Genomic DNA, 20568 nt, shown 5'->3' on the forward strand with positions numbered 1-20568 from the left:
ATAAATTTTATTTCAAAATTTGTCAATTAATTAAGTTATTTTTAATTTTTATTAGAATATAATTTATTAATTAATAAAAATTATTATTTAGGAGAAATTAAAAAATGAAAAGAATGACAAATGATTTTGGAAATATTATCGCTGATAATCAAAATTCTTTAAGTGCTGGTGCAAAAGGGCCTTTGCTTTTGCAAGATTATTTATTGCTTGAAAAACTTGCTCATCAAAATAGAGAAAGAATTCCTGAACGTACAGTGCATGCTAAAGGTAGTGCAGCTTATGGAGAAATGAAAATCACTGCTGATTTATCTGCTTATACTAAAGCTAAAGTCTTTCAAAAAGGCGAAGTTACTCCACTCTTTTTACGCTTCTCAACAGTTGCAGGAGAATTAGGTGCTGCTGATGCTGAACGCGATGTTCGTGGCTTTGCTGTTAAATTTTATACCAAAGAAGGCAATTGGGATCTAGTAGGCAACAATACTCCAACTTTTTTTATCCGCGATGCGTATAAATTTCCTGATTTTATTCACACTCAAAAAAGAGATCCTCGCAGTAATTTAAGAAGTAACAATGCTGCTTGGGATTTTTGGACTTTATGTCCTGAAAGCTTACATCAAGTTACGATACTTATGAGTGATAGAGGAATTCCTGCAACTTATCGTCATATGCATGGTTTTGGAAGTCATACTTATAGTTTTATTAATAATAAAAATGAAAGATTTTGGGTTAAATTTCACTTTAAAACCTTACAAGGAATCAAAAATCTTAACAATAAAGAAGCCCAAGAATTGATCGCCAAAGATAGAGAAAGTCATCAAAGAGATCTTTATAATGCTATTGAAAAAGGTGATTTTCCAAAATGGAAAGTCCAACTTCAAATTTTAGCCGAAAAAGATACAGATAAACTTGGGTTCAATCCTTTTGATTTAACAAAAATTTGGCCACATAGTATTGTTCCTTTAATGGATGTTGGAGAATTGATTTTAAATAAGAACCCACAAAATTATTTCAATGAAGTTGAACAAGCTGCTTTTAGTCCTAGCAATATAGTTCCTGGAATAGGTTTTAGTCCTGATAAAATGCTCCAAGCTAGAATATTTAGTTATCCTGATGCACAAAGATATAGAATAGGTACAAATTATCATCTTTTACCAGTTAATCGTCCAAGAAATGAAATAAACACTTACAATGTAGCTGGAGCAATGAATAGTGATAGCTATAAAAATAAAGAAGCTTATTATGAGCCAAACAGTTATGATGATAGTCCAAAAGAAGATAGAAGTTATCTTGAGCCTGATTTATTTTTAGAGGGATCAGCACAAAGACATGTTCCACTTGATGAAGACTTTTACACCCAACCAAGAGCTTTATTTAATCTCATGAATGAAAACCAAAAAGAGCAACTTTTTGAAAATATTGCTAATTCCATGGAAGATGTCAATGAAAAAATTATAGATAGAGCTTTAAAGCATTTTGAAAAAATTTCACCTGATTATGCTAATGGGGTTAAAAAAGCTTTAAAAAAATAATTTTTACTTACCGCCTTGGGCGGTAAAATAAAGATTATTAATTTTAAGGAAAAAAGATGACAACTCTTAGTATAGAAGAAGAAAAAAGATTTGAACAATTATGCAATATGGCTTTTAATTTTGCTAGAAATAATGATTATAAAAATCTTAAAATCATGATAGAGACAGGATTAAATGTCAATCTAAAAACCCATAAAGGCGATACTTTGCTCATGTTGGCTGCTTATAATAACTCTTATGAAAGCGCAAAAATGCTTTTAGAAAAAGGTGCAAAGGTTGATGAAAAAAATGATCGCGGACAAACCCCACTTGCTGGAGTTTGTTTTAAAGGATATTTATCTATGTGTAAGCTTTTGGTAGAACATGGTGCAAATATTGATGAAAATAATGGATTAGGCATGACTCCTTACACCTTTGCTTTAATGTTTGGACGCAAAGAAATTGCAGCCTTTTTGTTAAAAAATTCTAAAAAAAGTTTCTTAAAGAAAATTTCTTTTACCATATTGAATTTCATAAAAAGAAAATGATTATTTTTTAAACTTTTTTAAATACCTATAAACGCTAGGTTCTGAAATTTTTAAAAATTTTGCAACAATAGAAACAGCGCCTTTGATATTAAAAATACCTTTTTCATAAAGGGTTTTTGCGATTTCTTCTTTTTGAGTAATGCTAAGTTGATAATTTGAATTTAAATAATTCATATCAATATTTTGGGCTAAAATTTCTTCTATAGATCGACTCAGTGTTTCTACATTGGCCAAATCATTAATTTCTAAATTACTACTTTCATCTTGGCTTAGAAACTCACCCATATCGTCTAATTTTTCTATATTTATGATTTTACAAATTACATCTCTTATAACGCTTGTATCATGATTTATACATAAAATTCCTACAAGTTTATTAGCATTTTTTATAAAAAAAGTTGAACCTCTTACAAGTTTATTTTTTCCGATTAAAGCTTTATAATCATACAAAAAATCTTTGTTTAAATAAACTTTTTTTTGTATAAGTTCACTCGCAAAAGTACTTAAAGGAGATTCTAGCGTTCTACCACTAATATGATTATTTTCAATAGCAGCAATATAAGCACCTTTTTTATCTATAACATGAAAAACAACTTCATATTGTTTACCTAAAACTTGCCCTAAAAATTTTGTTAATTTGATAAATTGTTCCTTTTGCTTTTCATCCATAGACTTTCCTTTAAAAAATAAATAATATTTTATTATCATGATAATAAAATATTGACAAATTATTTTTAAAATGATAATATTCTATTATAACAATAATAATTTAACACTCAAGGAGAAAAAATGTCAAATTATCCAAAAGCTATTGGACCTTATTCAGCTTATAGAGAGGCTAATGGGTTGTTATTTATTTCGGGACAACTTCCTATCAATCCTAATTCTGGAGAAATAGAAAGTGAAGATATAAAAGAACAAACCAAGCAATCATTAAAAAATATTGGAGCCATTTTAGAAGAAAATGGAATTTCTTACGATAGAGTATTAAAAACAACTTGCTTTTTAGCTAACATTTCAGATTTTGCTGCTTTTAATGAAGTTTATTCTGAATTTTTTCAAGCTCCCTATCCCGCAAGAAGCGCATTCGCGGTTAAAGATTTACCAAAAGGAGCAAAAGTGGAAATAGAGGTTATCGCCTCAAAAGGATAAATATGCTAGGTCTTGGTTTTTCACTTTTAAGTATTTTTTTACTTATTTTCATGCTTTATAAAAAAGTCAATGCCCATATGGCATTGCTTTTAAGTGGATTTTTTTTACTTGGCATAACAACAATTGTTTCATTTTTAATCTATACTTTTCCAGAATCAAATATTCAAATAAATTATCCTCAAATCTATACTTATTTACAAAGTATAGATTTTTATAAATTGGGACATCCCATCCTTGAAAAAGGATCTTTAAATTTAGGTTTTTTTAATATTTTTGAAGTTTTTAATCAAACTTTATCAAGCACTTTAGCAGGTCTTGGCTTAACTTTAATGTGTATAGCAGGTTTTTCTGTTTATATGGATCATGTTGGTGCTTCTTATGCTCTTTTTAAAGTTTTTGAAAAACCTTTAAAAATGGTAAAATCACCCTATATTTTGCTTATACTTGCATATTTTATTTCTCAATTTTTAGTTCTTTTTATACCTTCTCATGCTGGTTTAGCGCTTTTATTAATGGTGACTATGTATCCAATATTAGTTAGAACAGGGGTATCTAAACTTTCTGCTTTAAGTGTAATTGCAATTTGTCAATATATCGATCATGGGCCTGGAAGCGGCAATGTCATCATGGCTTCAAATGTGGCTAAGATTGATCCTGCATTTTATTTCGTTCACTATCAACTTCCCACAACTTTACCTATCATTATAGCTGTAGGAATTTCTATTTATCTTTGCAATTATTTTTTTGATAAAAAAGAACATTTTGTTTACAATTCTAAAAAAGTTGAAGAAGAACTTAATGAAAATAAAGCAAAAGAAGTCAAAAAACCACCTAGAATATACGCTCTTTTACCTATTATACCTTTAATTTTAATCCTAGGTTTTAGTTCTGTCATTGATAGCATTTTAGCCTTATTTCAAATTCATTATCAATCAAACATTAAAATCAATGTTCCTGTTGCTATGATGATTTCAACTTTTATAGCTATTATTTTTGAGATGATACGCTATAAAAGCGTTATTGAAACTTTAAATTCAATCATGATTTTCTTTAAAGGCATGGGGCATTTATTTGTAATCACAGTTTCGCTGATTGTTTGCGGTCAAATATTTGCCAATGGACTTTTATCAGTTGGTTTTGTAGATACCTTGATAGAAATTTTAAAAAATGCAGGTTTTGGAGTACTAGCTATCATTATAGCCGTTTCTATACTTCTCGCTTTTTGTGCTTTTTTAATGGGATCTGGAAATGCAGCATTTTTTAGCTTTGCTCCGCTTATCCCAAATATAGCAAAGCATTTTGGAGTTGAAACTATTTCCATGATAGCACCTATTCAAATCATGACAGGTTTTGGAAGATGTGTTAGCCCTATTGCTCCTGCAATTTTAGCTATATCTGCTATGACAAAAGTTAGCCCCTTTGCAGTGGTAAAAAGAACAGCTATTCCTATGTTAGTAGCAAGTATTGTAAATATCATAATGACTTATATTTATCTTTAAAAAGGAGAAAAATGAAACCAAAAACTAAGTTAATCCATCAAGGAAGAGGCGATCAAAGTGCCGAAGCAAGATCAGTAAATCCGACTCTAATGCGTGCATCAACTATACTTTTTAAAGATCATGCAACTTGGCAAAAATATAAAGAATTAAGAAAAACTGAAAGAGTTTTAAGCTATGGGGCAAGAGGTACAGCTACTAATTTTGAACTTGAAAAACTCATTTGTGAATTAGAAGGTGGTTATAGAGCTCAGCTTTTCCCTACTGGACTTGCAGCCTTAGCTATGGTACTTTTAAATTATGCGAGTAAAAACGCACATTTTTTAATCACAGATGCAATTTATGGACCTGTTAGAACCATTTGTGACAAATTTTTAGAAAAAATGGGCGTTGAAGTTGATTTTATAAAGGCTGATGCGAGCGATGTAGAAGAAAAAATCAAAGCTAACACTAAGCTGATTTTATGTGAAAGTCCAGGATCTATACTTTATGAAATCATTAATTTGCCAAAGCTTTGCAAAATCGCGCATTCTCATAATATTCCAGTTGCCATTGATAATACTTATTCAAGTGGATATTTTTTAAATCCTTTAGAGCTTGGAGTTGATATTTCTGTTATCGCAGCAACAAAATATCTAAGTGGACATTCAGATGTTACCATGGGTATAGTAGTCTGTAATCAAAAAGAATGGAAAAATTTCAACGAACTTCCAGAAGCCTTTGGTTTTACCACAAGTCCTGATGATGTGTATTTAGTACTTAGAGGAATGAGAACTTTAGATGTGAGAATGAAAGCTCATGAAAAAAGTGCTGATGAAATAGTTGAATTTCTAAAAACCAGAAAAGAAATTAAAACTATTTTTTACCCAAAACTCAAATCTCATCCAAATCATGAAATTTTTATGCGCGATCATAAAGGAAGTAATGGAATGATCACTATAGAATTTAATGATAAATACAATCAAAATGATGCCATTGCTTTTGTAGATTATTTAAAATATTTTTCTATAGGAGCAAGTTGGGGTGGATATGAAAGCTTAGCTACGGTAACAATCCCTCTTAGAACAGCAAGTGATTGGAGTCAGAGGGGTCCATTTGTGAGATTTCACATAGGGTTAGAAGATACTAAAGATCTTATAGCTGATTTAGAACAAGCTTTTGGAAAAATTAAAAAATAAAAGGATTAAAAAATGACCGGAATAAGTGTATTTGATCATAAATTATTGGCAGATTCTTGGAGCACTCAAGAAATGCGTGCTGTTTTTTGCGAAGAAAATCGCATTCAAAAATGGCTTGATGTTGAAGCAGCTTTAGCAAAAGCCCAAGCAAAGCTTGAAATTATCCCTAAAAAAGCAGCAGATGAAATTGCTAAAAAAGCACATTATAAATTTATGGATATGGAATTTATTTTTGCAGAATTTAAAAAAACAAAACATCCACTAGTTCCTACAGTAAGAGGCTTAGAAAAAGCTTGTAAAGATAATTTGGGCGAATTTGTTCATTTTGGAGTTACTACTCAAGACATCATTGATACAGGTATCGTATTACAGTTTAAAGAAGCAATGCAAATTATCAAGAAAGAGTTAAAAGCTATTGCAAAAGCCTTAGTAAAACTTGCTAAAACTCACAAAAATACTGCGATGATGGGAAGAACTTTGGCTTTACAAGCCTTGCCAATAACCTTTGGACACAAGGTTTCTATTTGGCTTAGCGAACTTGATCGTCATTTTGAAAGAATATTGGAGCTTGAAAAGAGACTTTATGTTGGAAGTATCGTAGGAGCTGTTGGAACTAAAGCGAGTTTAAGTGAAAAGGCTAATGAAGTTGAAAAGTTGACTTTAGAAAATTTAGGACTTTGTATGCCAAATATTTCTTGGCAACCTGCACGCGATCGTTTTATAGAATTAGGATATGTTTTAGGCAATATCAATGCAACTTTCAATAAAATCGCTCATCAACTTCTTATACTTTCGCACAATGAAATTGATGAAGTAGCAGAACCTTTTGGAAAAGGTCAAGTAGGATCTAGCACTATGCCCCATAAAAGAAATCCCGCAGTCAGTGAAAATGCTGTTACAGTAAGCAATGCTTTAAAGGCAAATTTAGCCATACTTAGTGATATAGAAAGACATGAACATGAAAGAGATGGGCAGGTTTGGAAAATGGAATGGAAGCTTTTACCTGAAATGTTTTTAATGCTTTCTGTGGTTTTAGCTAATATGAAATTTGCCTTAAGTGGTTTAGAAATTAAGAAAGACAAAATGCTTAAAAATTTAAATACTCTTAATGGTTTTGTTTTAGCAGAACGTGTTATGTTTGCTCTGAGTGATCACTACGGTAAGCAACATGCGCATGAAATCGTTTATGAAAACGCTATGTTAGGCATCGAAAAACAAAAAACTTTTAAAGAAGTATTACTAGCCGATAAAAGAGTTTCTAAAGTTTTAAAAGAAAAAGAAATTGATGCTTTACTTGACGCAACTACTTACGTAGGTTATGCACCAAAACTTGTGGATGAATTTTTAGCAAAAATTAAAAATAGTGCTATTTTAAAATAGGAAAGCAAATGTTTTATAGTGAAAAATTAGCTGAATTTATTATAAAATTACATTTTGATGATATACCTCAAAATGTAATTTACAGAGCTAAGGAACTTATGCTTGATAGTCTTGGAACAGCCTTAGCCGCCCATAAAGAAGAATGTGTTTTAAATGCTTTAAATGCTTTAAAAACCGAAGGAAGTACAACTGTTTGGGGACAAGAACAAAAAATAGATGCCATTAATGCAGCCATGCTTAACTCAATCGCTTCCCATGCTCTTGATTTTGATGATACACATACAGAAGCGATTTTGCATGGCAGTGCTTTTTTAACTCCGCTTTGCTTAAGCTATGGTTTTAGTGTTTGTAAAGATGCAAAACAAATTTTAAAAGCTTTTATTATTGGCTGGGAAATAGCTGCTAGAGTGGGTATTGCAAGTAAAGGAAGTTTTCATAAACGTGGTTTTCACACAAGCGCTATTGCTGGAATTTTTGGGAGTGTAAGTGCAAGTGCAGTTTTGCTAAATTTAAATAAGGAACAAATCATCAATGCCTTAGGTCTTGCTGGGAGTTTTGCAAGCGGAGTGAATGAATTTTTATCCAATGGATCTAATTCTAAAGTTTTACATTTAGCAAATGTTGTAAAAAATGGTATTTTGGTTGCAAATTTAGCTAAAAATAACATGAGTGGACCTTTGAGTATTTTTGAAGGAAGAGATAATATTTTTAAATGCTTTGGCATAGAAGAAAACTCGGATAAAACAGAACTTGATAAAGCTTTAGGTCAAATTTGGCAGATTATGCAAGTTTCTATCAAACCTTATCCAAGTTGCCATTTTACGCATGGTTTTATTGAGTGTGCTATTTCTTTAAAAAATGATGGTTTAAAAGCCAATGAAATAAAAAATATCCATTGTTTTGTTGATGAGGTTCCTATTTCTTTTGTTTGCGATCCAATTGAAAAAAAATATCAACCAAAAACTGCTTATGAAGCTAAATTTTCTTTACCTTTTTTGATGGCTTTAGGTTTTTTTGATGGCAAAATCACATTAAATTCTTATGAAAATCTAATGCGTAAAGAACTTATAAATTTTGCGCAAAAAATCACTTATGAGAAAAAACAATCTACGGGATTTCCAAAATACTTTCCAGGGCATATAAAAGTGACTTTGCAAAATGGACAAGTCATTCAAAAAGATGTTTTTATCAATAAAGGAAATTTTGATAATCCTTTGAGCTTTGAAGAATTAAAAGAAAAATTTTTAAACAACGCCAAAATGAGCCTTACAGAAGAAAAAGCTCATGATTTACTAAAACAAATTATAAATTTAGAAAATCAAAACGATTTTAAACCCTAATTAAAGGCTTTTATTTAAAAAACAAAAGCCTCTTACAGATTAACAATTTTTGGATTGTTAAATTCTAGCACATCTTTAATACTCTTTTCAAAAGCTTTTAAAACACTAAAAGCAATGCCTTCAAAATCAAGCCCACCGCAAAGATAAATTAAAGGCATACGAAAAGATTTACTTACATCAAGCTTAGGTTTTTCACCACTCAAGTTTAATTTAAAATCATAAGGACTAGCGTGCTTAAAAGCATAATTTTGCGCTGCATTTATAAAATCTTCTTTATTTTTTAAAAACTCTCCCTTAGCTAAAATAAAATTAATTTCGAGGTATTTCCAAAAATCACTTGAAATATTTGAGTTTTCGTCAAAATTTTTCTCTATAAAGGCATAGTTTGCTTCAAAACTTTTTTTATAATTTTCAACCAATAAAGCTCCTAATTTATTTTTAGCTATATTTTGCAAAATTAGCTTTATATTAGTTTCAAATTCAAAATCTATACTCGATAAAGTCTTGATTTGCTCTTCTAAAATAAATTGAGTTGAAAAATTTTTATTTTGCAATTTTGCATAAGAAAAAATATTTGCCATAGGTTTTTCATAATTGCCAAATTCATCCCAAAAATTCTTTTCACTACATGCGATACAACCATGCCCAGAAGCAACTGGCCAAGAGGTTTTAGAATTAAATTTCACTTTTGGACAATTATTGTAAGTATAAGGACCTTTGCAGCCTATTTTAAAGAGACAAGCTCCATTTTTTGCCGCTTCATCATCAAAATGTTCTGCAAAAATTCCGCTTTCAAATTTGGCTTTTCTTTCACACATATCATGCAAACATTTACCATAGGCCCATACAGGACGATTTTGCTCATCTAATTCTGGAAGAATTCCAAAAAGTGCAAAAAATGCCAAATTTGCAACGATATTTATATCACTTGGTGGACATCCTGGGATATTAACTACTTTTTGAGTTAAGACTTCAGAAATTCCACAAGTCTTGCTAGGATTTGGATATGCAGCTTGAATTCCTCCATAAGAAGAACAAGTTCCAATTGCATAAATAGCCTTAGCTTTTTTAGCTAATTTTTGTAAAATTTCATAACCACTTTCAGCGTTAGCACCTATAGTTAAGAAAAAGGTATCAATCGCAGCAACCCCACCTTCAACAGCCAAAAGAAAATCTTGATCTAAAATATCTTTTATAAGTTCTTCGGCTTTTGTTCCATTTGCAGCCATCAAAGTTTCATGGTATTCTAAAGAAAAAAAATCAAATATAAATTCATCAAAACTCGGTAATTCAGAACGCAATAAACTCTCGCTACAACCGGTACACTCACAAAGATGAAGCCAAACTATTTTCATTTTTGAAGCTATTTTAAAATATTGTTGGGCTAAAGGTAGAATTTCATTTCCTAAAGATAAATGCTTAACAATGGTTTTTACGCTTTCTTCATTGATAATCTTCTCATGTTTTGAGCTTGAATTTTCAATTTCAACTATACGATTTTGAAGTATAATTTTTAATTCTTCATTGCTAAGCTTTGTCATGTTTTATCCTTTTATATTATCCCAACAAAGAATAGTATTACCCTGTTCATCTTTTTCAACATCACCCATTCCCATGATATTGTATCCTGCATCTACATAATGAATCTCTCCACTAACCCCACGAGATAAATCACTAAGTAAATACATAGCTGAATTTCCAACATCTTCTATGCTAACATTGCGTTTTAATGGTGCATTAACTTCATTATATTTTAATATCATTCTAAAGTCCCCTATTCCACTAGCCGCTAAAGTCTTTATAGGACCTGCTGAAATAGCATTTACACGAATTCCTTTAAGACCCAAATCCCTTGCTAAGTAACGCACAGAACTTTCAAGGGCTGCTTTTGCTACACCCATAACATTATAATGCGGTACATATTTTACCCCACCAAGATAGCTTAAAGTCAAAATGGAAGAATTCTCATTTAAGATGGGTAAAACCGCACGGGTTAAGGAAAGTAAAGAATACACCGAAGTTCCCATTGCTATATCAAAAGCTTCTTTTGAAGTTTGCAAAAAATCATTTTCCAAAGCTTCTTTAGGAGCGTAAGCAACTGCATGCACAAGAAAATCAATATTTCCTAAATCTTTTTTAATTTTATCTCCAATACTAGATAAATGTTCTTCATTATTGACATCAAGTTCATAAACAAAATGGGAACCAAGTTCTTCAGCAATAGGTTCTACGCGTTTTTTCAAAGCATCATTTAAAAAAGTAAAAGCTAAATCTGCGCCTTGTTCGCGACAAGCTTTTGCTATACCATAAGCAATTGATTTATTGTTAGCAACTCCTACAATCAGACCTTTTTTGCCTTTCATTATCATCTTTTATCCTTTGATTAGTTTTATAAAATTCTCAACTTTTAAAGCAGCGGAGCCTATCAAAACTCCTCCACATTCTTTAATACTTAAAATTTCTTTTATATTGCTTTCATTCACGCTTCCACCATAAAGCAAAGGTGCTTGAGTTAAAGTGGCCAAATACTCAAGAACGTTATTAATATCTTTAATATCTGCACTCACTCCAGTTCCAATAGAATAAATAGGCTCATAAGCGATGATTAAATTTTCATATTTTAAATCGATTATATCAAGCTGGGATTTTAAAAATTCTAAGGTTTTGCCTGAATTTTTTGTTTTTAAATCCTCTCCTATGCAAAAAACTATTTTAAAACGATGCTCTTTTGCAAAATCAAATTTAGCTTTAATTATAGCCTCATCACCTAAATTTCTTCTTTCAGAATGCCCAATCAAGACGCATTTAATACCAAATTCGTCCAAATGCTCTTTTCCAAGCTCGCCTGTAAAAGCTCCATTAACACAAGGATAAAAATTTTGCGCTCCTTGTATAAAGTTAGTTTGAGACTCCAAAAAAGCAATACTAGGTGGAAAAACGATGATATCATCACATTTTGCACCCATAGTCTTATTTAAGATATCAGCATAATTTTTAAAGCTTGCCCTAGTATGATTACACTTTAAATTTGCAGCAAAAATCACTTAATTCTCCTTTACTCTTAAAACCCTAATACCTGGAAGCTCTTTACCTTCTATAAGCTCAAGAGAAGCTCCTCCGCCTGTTGAAATAAAAGTCATTTCATCTGCATCACCAGCACGTGCAACCACATCAGCCGTATCTCCTCCGCCCACAACAGAAGTAGCATGTCCTTCGCTGATATAATGGCTCATTTTTATACTGCCTTTTGAAAATTTATCAATTTCAAAAACTCCCATTGGGCCATTCCACCAAATTGTTTGTGCATCAGAAATCACTTCTTTAAAAAGCCTTACACTAGCAGGTCCAATATCTAATCCCATCCAGCCACTAGGAATTTCTTGAACGGGTGAAAATTTCATCGGTGCCTCTTGAGAGTAAGAAGGAGCTGCAACAACGTCCACAGGCAAATAAATTTTCACTCCTAAATTCTTACCCTTGATTAAAATTTTATGAGCTTCTTCTAAAAGTTCCTCTTCCAAAAGCGAATTTCCCACATCATAACCCAAAGCTTTTAAAAAAGTAAAGGCCATACCTCCACCGATAATCAGCTTATCAACTTTAGGTAATAAATTTGTTAAAGCTTGCAATTTTCCACTCACTTTAGAACCCCCTACGACTGCAACAAAAGGACGTACTGGACGTTTGATTAAATTAATCGCAAAATCAATTTCTTTTTGGAGTAAAAATCCTGCTCCTTTGTGATTTTCATCAAAAAATTCAGTTATAGCTTCAACACTTGCATGCGCTCTATGACAAACCCCAAAAGCATCATTAATATAAATTTGAGCCATAGAAGCAAGCTCTTTAGCTAAATTTTTGTCATTTTTAGTTTCACCCTTTTCAAAACGTAAATTTTCAAGCATTAAAATTTGGCCTGTTTGCAAGGCGGAAACTTTGTTTTTCGCATCATCTCCGATAACATCTTTAGCCATTATAATTTCTTTATCTAGAAGTCTTGATAATCGTTTGGCAATTGGCTCTAAAGAATATTTAGAATTGAGTTCTTTTGGGCGACCTAAATGTGAAGCCAAAATAATACTACAACCACAATCTAAACAATATCTAATAGTAGGAATAGCTGAACGGATACGTCTATCATCTGTAATATTTAAAAAATCATCTTGAGGAACATTAAAATCACATCTTATAAAAACTTTTTTATGATCTAAATCAAGATCTTTAATTGAAATAATACCATTCATTTTAATTCCTATTTGCAATATAAACGGCCATATCGACTAAACGACTTGAATAACCCCATTCATTATCGTACCAAGCGATCACTTTTATCAAATCATCTGCTATAACTTGAGTTAAATCGCTAGCTACAATCGCACCATAAGAACAAGTGATAAAATCACTTGAAACACGCTCTTCATCATCCACCATCAAAAGGCCTTTTAAATTTGAAACCGAAGCCTTTCTAAAAGCATCATTGATTTCTTCTTTTTTAACTTTATGATCAAGTAAAACAGTTAAATCAACGCTTGATACATCAACAACTGGAACACGCATACTTTGCCCATGAAGCTTTCCGTCAAGCTCTGGCATAACAAGTTTCATGGCCTTAGCAGCACCTGTAGAAGTTGGAATAATATTTTGTGCTGCAGCACGTGAGCGACGCTTATCTCTGGCTTTAGCATCAATAATACTTTGTCCATTAGTATAAGCATGTATAGTTGTCATAAGGCCTTTTTTTATCCCAAAATTATCTTGCAAAACTCTACAAACTGGCCCTAAGCAATTTGTGGTGCAGCTTGCATTGGAAATAATTTTTTCACCACGATAAAGATCAGAATTAACGCCTAAAACATAAGTGGGCGTATTATCTTTTGCAGGAGCACTCATTATAACTTTTTCTATACCCATGTTTAAAAATTCTTGACATTTTTCTGTTGTTAAATGCGCTCCTGTGCATTCTAAGACGATTTGAGCTCCATATTTTGCAAAATCAAGATCTTTAACACTGCGACTTTTAAAAACCTTGATTTTTTTATTATTAATTATTAAATCATCACCTTCGCTTTCTACACTTCCTTTGAATTCTCCATGGACCGTATCGTATTTAAAAAGATATTTTGCAAGCTCTATATCGGTAGTATCATTAATCGCTACAAGCTCTATATCATTCCTTTGTAAAATTATCCTTGCAACGCATCTTCCTATGCGTCCAAAACCATTAATAGCAACTTTTACGGCCATTTTATTTTCCTTATACAAATTTTTTATGCTAATATTCTACTAAAAAAAGGTTAAAAAATAGATGAAAATCGCACTTTTTGGAGGCAGCTTTGATCCACCACATAAAGGGCATAATGCTGTCATAGAAGAAGCTTTAAAAACCATTGATATTGATCAATTAATTATCATGCCAACCTTTATCAATCCATTTAAAAAAGAATTTTTTGCTGATGAAGAAAAAAGATTAGAATGGGTGATTAAACTTTGGGGAAATTTAGACAAAGTAAAAATTTGTGACTTTGAAATCAAGCAAAAACGTCCGGTTCCAAGTATAGAAAGCGTAGAATACCTTTATAAGATTTATCGGCCAAGTAAATTTTATTTTTTAATTGGAGCAGATCATTTAGAAAAACTCTATCTTTGGCATCAATTTGAAAAATTGGCTTCTTTGGTTGAATTTGTCATCGCTAAACGAGATAATATAGAAATTCCAGAGCAATTTAAAGATTTAAAAACCGATATTAAAATAGCCTCTTCGTTTATAAGAAACACCTTAAATACTGATGAAGTGTGTGGAAAAATTAAAGATGAAGTACGAAATTATTATAAAAAATTTCAAAAAAATTGATACAATTTCAAAAAAATTAAAGGAAAAAAATGCAAGAAAGAATTGATTTAATTGTTAAAATTTTAGATGAAAAAAAAGCAGAAGATATAAAAACTTTTGATATGAGCAAAGAAGAATATTTTGTAAAATACGTTATTATAGCTGCAACCTTGGGAGAAAAACACGCTTTATCTTTAATTGATGAGTTAAAAACCAAACTCAAAAGCAAGGGTGAAGAATTTTTAAATATAGACAGCAGTGAAGAATGGAGCGTGATTGATTTAGGTGATATTTTAATCCATCTTTTAACACCTGAACATAGAGGAATTTATAATATAGAAGAATTGTTAGAAAGTTTGAAAAAAAAATAAAACTAATTAAAACAAACATTCTCTATGATTTTAAACCATAGAGAATAAATTTTTAAATCAAAGATGATCAATATACTCTTCAATTTCTTTTTTAATTTTATGTTTTTGCTCTTTTAAAGCTTTTTTCTTGGCTTTGTATTCAACCTTACTCATGTAGTCCTTTTTTTCATCTAAAGCATGAAGTTCTTTTTCTATTTTTTCTACCTCTTGCTCTTTTAGCTTTTTAGCCTCTAGCTTTTTATCGTAAAAAAGAGGATCTTTACTGCAATCATTTTTAACTTCTTTTAAAGCAAGTTCTAAGCTTAATTTTCTTGCATTATCATTATGAATTTTTGCAAATTCTATTTCTTTATTGATGCGTTCTATTTTTTTATCGCATTCATTTGCAAATGCCATAGTACATAATGCAGCCATTAAAATCCATATTTTTTTCATCAATCACTCCTTAAAATAAAATCTCAAATACTACTTGATTAACTCTTAAGTTTGGCTTTTATTTGATTAAATAAATTCATTACTTTATCTTGAAGTTCATTTGCTTGCTCTAGCGAATTTGCCTCAAAACGAGTGATAAGATATGCGCTTGTATTAGACGCTCTAAGCAAGGCCCAACCATAACCAAAATCAATTCTAGCTCCATCAATTTCACAAAGGCTTTTTACTCCCTCTAAAGCACCTTTTTCAACTGCTTTTTGAAATTCACTAACGATTTGAAATTTTTCTTCTTCGTTTACTGGAATTTTAATTTCTGGCGTGGTGTATAATTTAGGCAATTCTTTAATCATGCCCTCTAAATCAAAACCTTTATAAACAAGTTCTAAGGCTCTTAAAAAAGCGTAAATTCCATCATCATATCCAAAATATCTATGCTTGAAAAATATATGTCCACTTACTTCCGCAGCCAAATCAATATCTTTTTCTTTCATCATTTTTTTAATATTTGAATGTCCAGTTTTTCCCATAAAAATAGTTCCGAATTTAGCAACCTCATCAAAAAGATTTTTGCTGCATTTTACCTCTCCTAAAATTCTAGGATTTGGGATGTTTTTAGCAAACAAATAACAAAGCTCATCTCCGCAAAAAATATGCGTTTTACTTAAAGCCACCATTCTATCAGCATCGCCATCAAATGCAAAAGCGAGTCCATAATCTTCATTTTGACTTAAGAAATTTTTCACAGCTTCCAAATTTCGTTCTTCTGTTGGATCAGGATTGTGATTTGGAAATTGTCCATCGGGGTTGGCAAACATAAGATGGGTTTTTAAATTTAAAGCTTTTATGAGCGGTTCTATCACAACTCCGGCTGCTCCATTACTACAATCAATAGCAAATTTATAGTGAAAATCTTTTAAAAAGCCAAATTGCTTAGTCATAAATTCCACATAAAGACTTAAAATATCATATGGCTGTGCATCAAAATTATCTTCTATTTCATCATCTAAATGCTTATAAACTTCTTTAGAAAATTCTTTTAATTCAGTTCCAAAAAAACTTTCCTTACCTATGGTGATTTTAAAGCCATTGTATTCTTTTGGATTGTGTGAAGCTGTGATCATAATATTTGCATCAAATTTCAACCCCTCATAAAGACTAAAATACCCAAGTGGAGTTGGAACAAGCCCTATATTATAAACTTTAATACCGGCTTTATTTAACCCGCTAACCAAATATCCAAAAAGTTCTTTAGCACTATACCTTGCATCATAACCCACGCTTACATTTTTACAAGATCTCTTAAGCATAGTCCGACCCAAACAATAACCTATCGCCTTAACGCTTTTTTCGTGAAGTTCCTTTCCATAAAGTCCACGTATATCGTATTCTCTAAAAATCACATCAAGCATATGTAAATCCTTAAAATAAGTAAAAAATTTTTCAATATAATAAATTTTAACTACTAAGATAAAGAAAATTTTGATACAATTTTACATTAATTTCACTAAATAAGGAAATTTTTATGGATGAAGAATTAGAAAACGAAGAAGGTAAAAAGAAAAAAGGCGGAATGCTTGTTATTATCATAGTTGTTTTACTTTTTGTATTACTTTTAAGTATTATGGGTGTTATAGCTTGGCTTATTTCAAGTAGCTCTAGTGATGAAATAAAGATCAAAGAGGCGCCTAAAGAAGAAGTTAAAACAAATAAAACAAAAAATTCAGTTCCAACTCAACGCGGTAGTGATTATGCTAATATAGGTCCTATGTACCCTCTTGATCCTTTCACACTAAATCTTTTAAGTGATAGTGGCTCAAGATATGTAAAATGCACGATAGAACTAGAACAAAATAGCGAACTTTTAAAACCTGAACTTGATAAAAAAGTGCCGGTTATTCGTGATATCATCATTAGAACTTTGACTTCAAAAACTTTTGAAGAAATCAGCACTCAAAAAGGAAAAGAACGTTTAAAAGATGAATTGGTAGGTAAAATCAATGAAATTTTAACCGATGGTTTTATTAAAAACGTTTATTTTACAGATTTTGTTGTGTCTTAATGCGTGTAGGTTGCGATATCGTTGCTATTAACAGAATAGAAAAAATTTATCAAAGGCATGAAAAAAATTTTTTAGATAAATTTTTAAGCCCTAAGGAACAATTGTTAATCAAAAATCCTGCGAATTTAGCAGGATTTTGGGCAGCAAAAGAAGCCGCTAGCAAAGCTTTAGGTACTGGAATTTGCGATCTTTGTGGATTTTTAGATATAGAAATTGACAAGGATGAAAGGAATGCTCCTAAACTTCAATATTCTAAAAAAATCATAGATCATTTTTGTGTCAAACAGACATCTCTTAGTATTTCACACGATGGCGGTTTTGCAATTGCCATCGTTGTCCTAATTTAATTTCCTATAGTTTGTTTATCTAAATTCTTTGAAAGTATGAAATCAACAACTGGTTGCTCTCTTTTATTGGCTCTTTTGCAATGATCTTTTTGAAAAAAATCCGTAACTTTAATAACTAGTCTAGCCCATTTTTTACGGTTTCTTTCTCTCCACGCATGCGAAGACACACTCTCCCAAGCATAACCATTAAACAAACTTGCATTAACAAAATGATCAAGTGCTCTTACACCTTGTCTAGCCCGTGCAGTATTGAAAAAAATTCCCACAATTACAATGAAAATATAACCTAAAACCGCTAAAGGAACAATAGCACAAAGCAATAAAGTTCCTGCTAGCTTCTCTCTTAAACTCCCTTTAAATTTATGCTTAAAATGAAAAAAAATCGCTCGATTTTTACTTTTCACCCTTAACATTCCTTTTGCTAAATTTAATTCTCATCCCATTTGCTGATCTAATGGTCAAGCGTCCTACTACATCCGGAGTAAAACCTTCTTCGAGTTCTAGTTTGTAAGTTTTTAAAATATTAGCTAAAATCAAAATAGCCTCTTGCATTGCAAAACCTTGCCCTATGCAAATTCTCTCTCCCATACCAAAAGGCAAATAAGCATCTTTTTTATATTCTTCATCAAAACGTGAAGGATCAAAATCGTTAGGATTTTGCCAAAAACTTTCATGGCGATGTATAAGCCATGGCGCTATCACAACTCCTGAACCTTTTTTAATGGTTTTATCTCTTACAATGGTGTCTTTATTGGCCTCTCTTGCAAAAAATCCCACAGGAGGGTAAAGCCTTAATGATTCTTTAAAAATATTAGTCAAATATTTAAATTGTTTCAAATGCGAAATCTCAATAGTATCACCTTTTAAAATTTCAATAATTTCTTCATAGGCTTTTTGCTGTTCCTCGGGATAAAGGCTGAGCAAATATAGTGTCCAAGTTAAAGAACTAGCCGTAGTTTCATGACCTGCTAAAAAAAGCATAGCCACTTGATCTAAAATTTCTTCAAATGAAAAACGCTGATTAGTTTCTGAATCAACTACCAAAAGTAAAGAACTTAAAATATCTTCAAATTTCCCTAACTCTCCTGAGCTAATAGCCTCATATCGAGGTTTTATAATATCACTTAAAACCTGTCTTATGGTATCTCCTGCTTTTGCTCGTTTGCGATCCCCTAAAATATAAGAAAGCCATTTTGGAAAATAAAACATGCGACGCATAGCCGTATGCACACTTTGCTCTTGAAAAATCACAAAAGCATCAAGAATTTTTTTACCTTTTTGTGCATCAAGTTTAGAAGACATAATAGTGCGAAAAATAACATCAGCTGTAACAAAAGTCATAGCCTCATCCACTTCAATCACGGAATTATCCGGATATTTACCAAAACGATCCATCATATCCGCTGCAGCTTCACTCATGAGATTAAAAACTTTATTGATACGTGTCATTTCAAAACTAGGTCTTAAAAGCTCACGTTGTTTTTTCCAAACCTCTCCGTTGGTTGTAAAAATACTTTCTCCCAAAAGCGGACTTAAAAGCTCATGTAAAAAGGCACTTTTTGGAAATTCCTTAACTTCATCAACCATCATTCTTTTTACTTCTTTAGTATCATTGATCACATAAAGATCGAAATTGGGCATTTTAACATAGCCTGTTTGCATTTTATAACTACGCTCATAAAGCCCGTCAAGCCAAGATCTACGTTTGAGTAAAAAAGTCAAAAAAGTCGAAGCCTTATTTTTATAAGGTTTTGGGTAAAAAGGACACCTGCTCATATTTTTATTTCCTTTTCTAAAAATTCAGATGATAAAATAAAATTAAAAAAATCGTAACTGCCCTTAATGCTTGGACTATAAAGATATAAAAAATGCGCTTTGTTTTTATCTTTTTTGATTTTTTTGTATTCATTTTTTTCATACAAAGTATGAAATTTAGCGCTTAAAAAATGCGGAGTAAATTTCGCATTGACACCACTTGTATGAAAAAAATCAACTTGAGGAAAGCACGCCCCATCAATAACCGAAGTGTAATCATACCATTTTAAATCAAATTGAGAAACAAATTCCAATTTTTTTCTAAAATCATTGGACTTTTTTTGATAACTCACCAAAGGAATACACTCACCCAAAGTGATAATTTTTAATTTGTTTAATATCTTTTGTTCTAAATTTTGCTTTAAAATAAAATCCAAAACCTCGATACAAACTATCGTTCCAACACTATGAGCTATTAAAATTAATTCATAATTTTCATTATTTTCATTCTGCTTTAAATTTTGTAAGATTGTATCGGAAAATATTTTGATTCTCTCTTCCATTGAACCTTGTTTTTTACGGTGCCAATTTGCGCAAAAAGCACAAATTCTAGCTATCCAAAATACCGCTAATTTTCTACCAAGTTTAAACAAGAAGCGAAAAATTAAAAAAGAAAATAAAATTCCTAAAATAATGGAAAAAGAAAAATGTATATAATTTTTTGTGAGAAAAAAAGCTGAAAAACCAGCAAATAAAGAAAAAAATAAAGAAAAAAGCACATAAAAAAAAGGATAATATCCAGTGATTAATTGATAAATTGATTCTTTACCAAATTTGATAAAAAGGCCTGTGATCGTATAAATTCTAAAAAAACTATAACAATCTTTTAAAGCATCTAAATAGCCTTCTGACCAATTTTTTTTTACTATATCATTCCAAGTTAAAAAATGATATTTAAGCTTTACATTTTGAGTATCGACTTGAAAAAAAGGAAAATTTTTATGACGATCAACTTTGCTTATACTGGCTTGAATATCAAATTGATCGGAATATTTTTTTAAATTTTTTTTAAACAAATCATAATAATATCTATAACTTTTAGGATCATATCCTGCTATATAAAATACTTCTCTATCCATAAAAAATCAATTTCTTAAACTATTTTTTCA

The 20568-nt window shown here is 31.0% G+C and carries 22 protein-coding genes; 11 read left to right on the plus strand and 11 right to left on the minus strand.

Going from position 1 to position 20568, the window contains the following annotated elements:
• The first annotated feature begins 104 nt into the window (after positions 1-104).
• A complete protein-coding gene (locus H2277_RS03625; RefSeq protein WP_337201022.1) occupies positions 105-1529 on the plus strand; it encodes a catalase in 1425 nt (474 codons plus the stop codon).
• 56 nt (positions 1530-1585) lie between these two features.
• Positions 1586-2056, plus strand: a complete 471-nt coding sequence (locus H2277_RS03630; protein WP_337201023.1) for a Cj1386 family hemin-binding protein — start codon at positions 1586-1588, stop codon at positions 2054-2056.
• Here the strand turns inward: H2277_RS03630 and H2277_RS03635 are convergent, their stop codons facing one another.
• Entirely contained in the window at positions 2057-2725 is a 669-nt protein-coding gene (locus H2277_RS03635; protein WP_337201024.1) for a PAS domain-containing protein, read from the minus strand.
• Positions 2726-2845: 120 nt separating this feature from the next.
• Here H2277_RS03635 and H2277_RS03640 point away from each other — a divergent pair, with 120 nt between their 5' ends.
• From H2277_RS03640 to H2277_RS03660, 5 genes are read left to right on the plus strand one after another with little or no spacing between them, the layout of a single operon-like run.
• Positions 2846-3208: a RidA family protein gene (locus H2277_RS03640; protein WP_337201025.1), complete on the plus strand. Its 363-nt coding sequence runs from the start codon at positions 2846-2848 to the stop codon at positions 3206-3208.
• Between the two features lie 2 nt (positions 3209-3210).
• Positions 3211-4707, plus strand: coding sequence for a C4-dicarboxylate transporter DcuC (gene dcuC, locus H2277_RS03645; RefSeq protein ID WP_337201026.1), 1497 nt, complete (start codon positions 3211-3213; stop codon positions 4705-4707).
• 11 nt (positions 4708-4718) lie between these two features.
• Positions 4719-5882, plus strand: coding sequence for a PLP-dependent aspartate aminotransferase family protein (locus H2277_RS03650; RefSeq protein WP_337201027.1), 1164 nt, complete (start codon positions 4719-4721; stop codon positions 5880-5882).
• Between the two features lie 12 nt (positions 5883-5894).
• On the plus strand, positions 5895-7262 hold the full coding sequence (gene purB / locus H2277_RS03655) for an adenylosuccinate lyase (protein WP_337201028.1): 1368 nt from the start codon (positions 5895-5897) through the stop codon (positions 7260-7262).
• Between the two features lie 8 nt (positions 7263-7270).
• Positions 7271-8602 carry an MmgE/PrpD family protein gene (locus tag H2277_RS03660; protein WP_337201029.1) on the plus strand — a complete coding sequence of 444 codons (1332 nt, stop codon included), beginning with the start codon at positions 7271-7273 and terminating at the stop codon, positions 8600-8602.
• Positions 8603-8634: 32 nt separating this feature from the next.
• Here the strand turns inward: H2277_RS03660 and H2277_RS03665 are convergent, their stop codons facing one another.
• Genes H2277_RS03665 through gap form a run of 5 tightly spaced genes read right to left on the minus strand, consistent with a single transcriptional unit; the run spans position 8635 to position 13846 of the window.
• Complete coding sequence (locus H2277_RS03665) at positions 8635-10143, minus strand: hydrogenase small subunit (RefSeq protein WP_337201030.1); 1509 nt, start codon at positions 10141-10143, stop codon at positions 8635-8637.
• Positions 10144-10146: 3 nt separating this feature from the next.
• A complete protein-coding gene (gene fabI, locus H2277_RS03670) occupies positions 10147-10971 on the minus strand; it encodes an enoyl-ACP reductase FabI (RefSeq protein ID WP_337201031.1) in 825 nt (274 codons plus the stop codon).
• 3 nt (positions 10972-10974) lie between these two features.
• The gene (locus tag H2277_RS03675) at positions 10975-11646 is read right to left on the minus strand and encodes a triose-phosphate isomerase (RefSeq protein WP_337201032.1); all 672 of its coding nucleotides are present in this window, start codon (positions 11644-11646) and stop codon (positions 10975-10977) included.
• Entirely contained in the window at positions 11647-12846 is a 1200-nt protein-coding gene (locus H2277_RS03680; protein WP_337201033.1) for a phosphoglycerate kinase, read from the minus strand.
• A gap of 1 nt (position 12847) precedes the next feature.
• Positions 12848-13846, minus strand: coding sequence for a type I glyceraldehyde-3-phosphate dehydrogenase (gap, locus tag H2277_RS03685; protein WP_337201034.1), 999 nt, complete (start codon positions 13844-13846; stop codon positions 12848-12850).
• 61 nt (positions 13847-13907) lie between these two features.
• On the opposite strand from gap, the gene nadD reads away from it, so the two are divergent.
• Both nadD and rsfS read left to right on the plus strand, forming a co-directional pair.
• Complete coding sequence (gene nadD, locus H2277_RS03690) at positions 13908-14453, plus strand: nicotinate (nicotinamide) nucleotide adenylyltransferase (protein ID WP_337201035.1); 546 nt, start codon at positions 13908-13910, stop codon at positions 14451-14453.
• A gap of 29 nt (positions 14454-14482) precedes the next feature.
• Positions 14483-14803: a ribosome silencing factor gene (gene rsfS, locus H2277_RS03695; protein WP_337201036.1), complete on the plus strand. Its 321-nt coding sequence runs from the start codon at positions 14483-14485 to the stop codon at positions 14801-14803.
• Positions 14804-14860: 57 nt separating this feature from the next.
• On the opposite strand, the gene H2277_RS03700 is transcribed toward rsfS, so the two are convergent.
• Together H2277_RS03700 and H2277_RS03705 are read right to left on the minus strand one after the other, a co-directional pair.
• The gene (locus H2277_RS03700) at positions 14861-15238 is read right to left on the minus strand and encodes a DUF1090 family protein (RefSeq protein WP_337201037.1); all 378 of its coding nucleotides are present in this window, start codon (positions 15236-15238) and stop codon (positions 14861-14863) included.
• Positions 15239-15276: 38 nt separating this feature from the next.
• Entirely contained in the window at positions 15277-16647 is a 1371-nt protein-coding gene (locus H2277_RS03705; protein ID WP_337201038.1) for a phosphomannomutase/phosphoglucomutase, read from the minus strand.
• Positions 16648-16760: 113 nt separating this feature from the next.
• Here H2277_RS03705 and fliL point away from each other — a divergent pair, with 113 nt between their 5' ends.
• Together fliL and acpS are read left to right on the plus strand one after the other, a co-directional pair.
• Positions 16761-17297 (plus strand): flagellar basal body-associated protein FliL, encoded by a 537-nt coding sequence (gene fliL / locus H2277_RS03710; RefSeq protein ID WP_337201039.1) that lies wholly within the window; start codon positions 16761-16763, stop codon positions 17295-17297.
• Positions 17297-17644, plus strand: a complete 348-nt coding sequence (gene acpS / locus H2277_RS03715) for a holo-ACP synthase (protein ID WP_337201040.1) — start codon at positions 17297-17299, stop codon at positions 17642-17644. Before fliL ends, acpS begins: the two co-directional genes overlap by 1 nt.
• Here the strand turns inward: acpS and H2277_RS03720 are convergent.
• The 3 genes from H2277_RS03720 to H2277_RS03730 are packed head-to-tail and all read right to left on the minus strand — an operon-like array spanning position 17641 to position 20538.
• Positions 17641-18057, minus strand: a complete 417-nt coding sequence (locus H2277_RS03720; RefSeq protein ID WP_337201041.1) for a hypothetical protein — start codon at positions 18055-18057, stop codon at positions 17641-17643. The two genes, acpS and H2277_RS03720, sit on opposite strands and share 4 nt — an antisense overlap.
• On the minus strand, positions 18038-19420 hold the full coding sequence (locus tag H2277_RS03725; RefSeq protein ID WP_337201042.1) for a cytochrome P450: 1383 nt from the start codon (positions 19418-19420) through the stop codon (positions 18038-18040). Before H2277_RS03725 ends, H2277_RS03720 begins: the two co-directional genes overlap by 20 nt.
• Entirely contained in the window at positions 19417-20538 is a 1122-nt protein-coding gene (locus H2277_RS03730) for a DUF829 domain-containing protein (protein ID WP_337201043.1), read from the minus strand. Before H2277_RS03730 ends, H2277_RS03725 begins: the two co-directional genes overlap by 4 nt.
• Between the last annotated feature and the right edge of the window lie 30 nt (positions 20539-20568).

This window comes from Campylobacter sp. W0014 (assembly GCF_020135975.1).
Lineage (GTDB): Bacteria > Campylobacterota > Campylobacteria > Campylobacterales > Campylobacteraceae > Campylobacter_D.